This is a genomic window from Xenorhabdus sp. PR6a (genome assembly GCF_028599065.1).
GTDB lineage: Bacteria > Pseudomonadota > Gammaproteobacteria > Enterobacterales > Enterobacteriaceae > Xenorhabdus > Xenorhabdus doucetiae.
The window spans coordinates 1-776 of the sequence record NZ_JAQRFJ010000196.1; the positions used below are offsets into that span (position 1 = coordinate 1).

Annotated in this window: 2 protein-coding genes; one reads left to right on the plus strand and one right to left on the minus strand. The window is 37.8% G+C overall.

Going from position 1 to position 776, the window contains the following annotated elements:
* Positions 1–167: 167 nt before the first annotated feature.
* Positions 168–341 carry a hypothetical protein gene (locus PSI15_RS18310; RefSeq protein ID WP_273583147.1) on the minus strand — a complete coding sequence of 58 codons (174 nt, stop codon included), beginning with the start codon at positions 339–341 and terminating at the stop codon, positions 168–170.
* Positions 342–466: 125 nt separating this feature from the next.
* Between PSI15_RS18310 and PSI15_RS18315 the strand changes: the two genes are divergently transcribed.
* The gene (locus PSI15_RS18315; protein WP_337928951.1) at positions 467–706 is read left to right on the plus strand and encodes a GFA family protein; all 240 of its coding nucleotides are present in this window, start codon (positions 467–469) and stop codon (positions 704–706) included.
* The last annotated feature ends 70 nt before the right edge of the window (positions 707–776 follow it).

The window sequence follows — 776 nt, forward strand, 5'->3', positions numbered from 1 at the left end:
TCACAGACCCGACTATCACGGGTGGTATCATGCATCAATTCGAGGGCTCGTTTTTGTTCTGGTGTCAGATGAATTTTCATGGTTGCAAGCATGATCGGGTTTGGATAAGAAATCAAGCATCTTCAATGGCGATTGGTATAATAGATACTGACTCAATAAATTAATGATTAAACAGTGAAATACACGTTATCCATCTGGTTTTGCGAAGACTGATTATTGATGACATGAACGGCCAATCGGCCTGATGAATAACCTGAACTAAAAAGTGGCTTATTGAAGCCGAGTCCATTTTTAGGTTCATCAGGCGCGGAACTCATCGTGGCGCGGGTATCCATACTCATAGAGACGCCGGATAGATTTAAGCAAGCCAACCATACATCAAAATTAGTGTTGCAAAAATGGGGGAAGACCATAGATTTTATCTGTAGACTGTCAGGACGATTTAAAAATAGAAGGAATTGAAAACATTTCAACATATTCATCATCCGAATGGGCAGAGCGAGCTTTTTGTAAAAAATGCGGCACACATCTTTTCTACCATTTACACCATCCAAGTACTTATTATGTTCCGGTTGCTTTGTTTGATAATGGTAACCCTGGTAAATTATCTCGTCAAATTTATGTGGATAGCAAGCCAGCGTATTATAATTTTGTTGAAAAGACCCCGATGCTGACTAAAGAAGATATTCTTAACTTATTTAAATAAGTGCCGCAATATGAGGGAAATATTACCCTCATATTGTTTTGGATTAAAATAGATTGTTACGAATAATTTA

Bases quoted from the DNA above. Each gene is read 5' to 3' on its own strand.
- PSI15_RS18310 (WP_273583147.1), bottom strand. From the start codon at position 341: ATGAGTATGGATACCCGCGCCACGATGAGTTCCGCGCCTGATGAACCT.